Consider the following 3,480-nt stretch of genomic DNA (forward strand, 5'->3'; position numbering starts at 1 on the left):
CTCTTAGGTAAGTTCAAGGCAATAGAAATTCTACCATGTAAAGCATCCGTTTACATTAGCAACGTAAAGCTGTAGGTTACATCTATGGAGATCGACAGCATCAGTCACAAAGGCCTGCGCCGATTTTTTGAAACAGGTAATGCTAAAGGTCTGGTTGGCGATGTGACCCGGCTTCGGAAGATGTTGGCATTCATTGATGCCGCAGCGTCATTAGACGAACTTGCTGTTCCTCCAAATTATGGGTTGCACCCATTGACGGGGGATCGCGCAGGCACTTGGTCAATGACGGTCACCAAAAACTGGCGTCTGACGTTTCGCCTGAACGAGCAGGGTTCACTCTGCGATATGACACTGGAGGATTATCATGGCGCTTAAAATGCATGCCTCACTGGCCGTTCATGTGGGTGACTGGCTCAAAACGGAGATCCTGGAACCTTATAATATCAAGGTGAACACCGTTGCAGAACATTTTGGCGTCTCGCGCCAGTCGATCAGTGCTCTTCTGAATGGACGGTCCAACCTGTCCGCAGACATGGCCATTCGGTTTGAAAAGGCCTTTGGAGTACGCGCCGATACCCTGATGCGTATGCAGAGTGCTTTCGAGTTGGCTCAGGCACGAACGCATGAAGCCAATTTGAACGTCCAGCATTTCAATCTCGTCGCACCTTCCAGTACTGAACAACGGACGATTTAAGGTCTGCTTAGGCTCAGGACTCATAGCCAGAAGATGACGGTTGCGGCGAGGCAGATGGCTGAGAAGAAGACGGTGCCGCATCTGTCATAGCGTTTTGCGACCCGCCGCCAGTCCTTGAGGGGGCCGAACATGATTTCGATGCGGTTGCGTCTTTTGTATTTTCGCTTGTCGTATTTGACTGGCTTTCCGCGGGATCTCCGTCCCGGAATGCAGGGCCTGATCCCTGTTTCCTCCAAGGCATCCCGGAACCAGTCAGCATCATAACCCCGGTCCGCCAGCATCCACTGTGCCATGGGCAGGCTGTCCAGCAGAGCAGCGGCACCGGTGTAATCACTGACCTGTCCCGCCGTCATGAAGAAGCTCAGCGGTCGTCCGTTCTGATCCGTGATCGCATGCAGCTTCGTATTCATGCCACCTTTTGTCCGTCCGATCAGACGCCCTGGATCCCCTTTTTTAGCCGCAGGCTTGAAGCCGTGCGATGTGCTTTGAGATAGGTCGCATCAATCATAATGGTCTGGGGCTCTGCCTTTTCGGCAGACAGGCCATCCATCATCCGCATGAAAATGCCCATGTCGCCCCAACGCTTCCAGCGGTTGTAGAGCGTCTTGTGTGGGCCGTATTCCCGGGGCGCATCCCGCCAGCGCAGACCATTGCGGTTCACGAAAATGATGCCGCTCAGCACGCGGCGGTCATCAACACGAGGTTTGCCGTGGCTCTTGGGAAAAAACGGTCGCAGGCGCTCCATCTGATCGTCCGTCAGCCAAAACAGGTCGCTCATCTTCAGTCTCCTTACAGAGCCTGAATCAAAATTCCCTACAAAAATCAATAGGTCCTGAGCCTAGATGATTTTCGACGTTGGGCAGACACGGCACTTGAGGCAAGTGCGAACTCTACGGCGCGAATTTGTCGAGCCGGGTGATCTTGCATGGCGTGCACAGGCTGCCAACAAGCTCGAAGAAATCCGAGCAGACGCTCCAAGTCTTTCCATTTATTGGTTGTCTCAGCGATCTGCAAAGCAAAAACTTAAAGAGGTGCCATAAGCCGTCCGTCAGCAGACGGCATAGAAACGCCGATTTATGATCCCGTCACCTTCGGCACGCTACAGCTTGATGGCGGGCCATACCCGATAGCGATGAGCACTACGTTTTCGCCATAGCCCTGCCACGGTGACGTCTTGCTGCCTCCCGGATCTTCGAGATTCCCATCACGCATATCGAGTCACAAAAATCCCTGCCGATGTCGCGGGCTAGCAACTGTGTTTAAGCGGCGGAGCTAATGCGCCATGGCACTCCGGTTTTGAGGACAGCGTTGGCGATTGTGACGAGACGCCGTGCGATAGCGACGATCACCAATTTATGTGGTTTACCCCGCTCTTTCATGCGCTTGGCAACAGCTTTCAGAACTGGATTATGGCAGGCAGCTGCCAATCCTGCCTGGAACAGAACGTGGCGGAGAGATCTTCTTCCCCCTGAAATGACACGTTTCCCACGCACCGCGCCGCTATCGTGAGCCATTGGTGCAAGTCCGGCCATGGCAGCAGCTTCTGTCGCCGTCATACGGCCGAGTTCCGGCATTTCTGCGAGAAGCATGGCGACTGATACCGGGCCGATACCAGGAATGGAACGGAGAAGTTCTGCTTTGGCGGAGAGTTCTTCTGCCTCTGCGATAACGCTTTCAATCCGTTGTTCAAGCTCGCTGATCTGGCTTTCGAGAAATGCTTTGAGACTGCTGTCCATATCCTCCAGTTCAGCGCTCACACCCTGCTTGCGGCGCGCCGAAATCTGGGCAGAAAGCCGTTTACGTGCCTCCACCATCTGAGCTCTGCGCACCGTCAGTGCCCGCAGAAACTGGAGTTTTACATCCGGCAGTGTTCGTCCTGCTTCTGGACGAAAAGCCATAAAGCGCGCAATCAATTCCGCATCGATCTGATCGGTTTTCGCGCGTTTCCCCTATGGAGAGTGCGAAAGCTTTGATCTGTGCAGGGGGCAACTGGACTGCATTGAGTCCCATACTGATGAGAACACGCCAGAGTGCCCATTCCTGTCCACCGGTGGCTTCAAACCCAACCTTAAGACCGTCCGGCATACTCTGAAGAATTTCCAGTAATCTGGCATGGCCATCAGGTGAATTCTGAAAACGAAATCTCTGCTTTTCTGGCAGGCAAAAGCCATCAAGCCAGTCTCGGGACACATCTATTCCAATGACGGTTTCCGAACACATATCACTCTCTCTTTCTTATGTTCGCGGTCCCGAAAGCGGGCCGCCGTCAACTGTTCGAGACGGTGAAGAGAGGCGAGATCAGCCTGCTAGAAAACGTGGTCAGGCTACCAGGTGTTAAGCGCTGTATCTCACCTCATGAACGCCCCTGGCCAGGGGCGTTCATGAGGTCATCATAACAGGCTGGAAACACATAAGGTGTTTAGTCCCGGGGTTTGATGGGTTGGATTGATGATGAATCTTTCTGGCTCTGAAGTCCATATTTTGCCGAGCCCTCGAAGCGCTCAGACATCCGTCAGGCCTGAGCTGAATAACTTCCTCTGCTTCTTTTCCAAGAACAGGGGCAGAGGAAGATCCCCAGAAGTCTGTGCATCTTTGTTGAAGTAGCGGGTGCCTGACAAAAGAAGCGGTACTTTTGGGGGCAGAATAAAGCAGCTTCCGGCCGGATTACTCCGGCATCCTACAAAAACGGCTTCTCACTTCGTTCAATGCGAAGCCTTTGTGTCATGCGTAGAGTATTAAACACTATCATTAATCTCTGATAAATAAGTCCGTGGACCAGTCAGAAA

Annotated in this window: 6 protein-coding genes; 2 read left to right on the top strand and 4 right to left on the bottom strand. The window is 53.1% G+C overall.

Going from position 1 to position 3,480, the window contains the following annotated elements:
* Nucleotides 1–84: 84 nt before the first annotated feature.
* Both R5H23_RS16620 and R5H23_RS16625 read left to right on the top strand, forming a co-directional pair.
* Nucleotides 85–375, top strand: a complete 291-nt coding sequence (locus tag R5H23_RS16620) for a type II toxin-antitoxin system RelE/ParE family toxin (protein ID WP_061509870.1) — start codon at nucleotides 85–87, stop codon at nucleotides 373–375.
* On the top strand, nucleotides 365–694 hold the full coding sequence (locus R5H23_RS16625) for a HigA family addiction module antitoxin (protein ID WP_061509869.1): 330 nt from the start codon (nucleotides 365–367) through the stop codon (nucleotides 692–694). Before R5H23_RS16620 ends, R5H23_RS16625 begins: the two co-directional genes overlap by 11 nt.
* A 20-nt stretch (nucleotides 695–714) precedes the next feature.
* On the opposite strand, the gene R5H23_RS16630 is transcribed toward R5H23_RS16625, so the two are convergent.
* The 4 genes from R5H23_RS16630 to R5H23_RS16645 form a co-directional block, all read right to left on the bottom strand.
* A protein-coding gene (locus R5H23_RS16630; protein ID WP_156475453.1) for an IS5 family transposase occupies nucleotides 715–1,472 on the bottom strand; the annotation gives its coding sequence in 2 pieces (ribosomal slippage) (nucleotides 715–1,151 and nucleotides 1,151–1,472; 759 coding nt in all).
* Nucleotides 1,473–1,768: 296 nt separating this feature from the next.
* The gene (locus R5H23_RS16635) at nucleotides 1,769–1,906 is read right to left on the bottom strand and encodes a hypothetical protein (RefSeq protein WP_156475452.1); all 138 of its coding nucleotides are present in this window, start codon (nucleotides 1,904–1,906) and stop codon (nucleotides 1,769–1,771) included.
* Between the two features lie 47 nt (nucleotides 1,907–1,953).
* On the bottom strand, nucleotides 1,954–2,592 hold the full coding sequence (locus tag R5H23_RS16640; RefSeq protein WP_231875037.1) for a transposase: 639 nt from the start codon (nucleotides 2,590–2,592) through the stop codon (nucleotides 1,954–1,956).
* On the bottom strand, nucleotides 2,492–2,914 hold the full coding sequence (locus R5H23_RS16645) for a hypothetical protein (protein ID WP_244974575.1): 423 nt from the start codon (nucleotides 2,912–2,914) through the stop codon (nucleotides 2,492–2,494). The genes R5H23_RS16640 and R5H23_RS16645 overlap by 101 nt, the downstream gene beginning before the upstream one ends.
* Between the last annotated feature and the right edge of the window lie 566 nt (nucleotides 2,915–3,480).

Origin of the sequence: Gluconobacter sp. GP1 (genome assembly GCF_032913585.1) — a bacterium.
GTDB classification, from domain to species: Bacteria; Pseudomonadota; Alphaproteobacteria; order Acetobacterales; family Acetobacteraceae; genus Gluconobacter; species Gluconobacter cerinus.

What these genes read in the sequence shown, in the direction of transcription:
- R5H23_RS16640 (WP_231875037.1), bottom strand. Translation starts at nt 2,592, where the DNA reads ATGGCTTTTCGTCCAGAAGCAGGACGAACACTGCCGGATGTAAAACTC.
- R5H23_RS16620 (WP_061509870.1), top strand. Translation starts at nt 85, where the DNA reads ATGGAGATCGACAGCATCAGTCACAAAGGCCTGCGCCGATTTTTTGAA.
- R5H23_RS16635 (WP_156475452.1), bottom strand. Translation starts at nt 1,906, where the DNA reads ATGCGTGATGGGAATCTCGAAGATCCGGGAGGCAGCAAGACGTCACCG.
- R5H23_RS16625 (WP_061509869.1), top strand. Translation starts at nt 365, where the DNA reads ATGGCGCTTAAAATGCATGCCTCACTGGCCGTTCATGTGGGTGACTGG.
- R5H23_RS16645 (WP_244974575.1), bottom strand. Translation starts at nt 2,914, where the DNA reads ATGTGTTCGGAAACCGTCATTGGAATAGATGTGTCCCGAGACTGGCTT.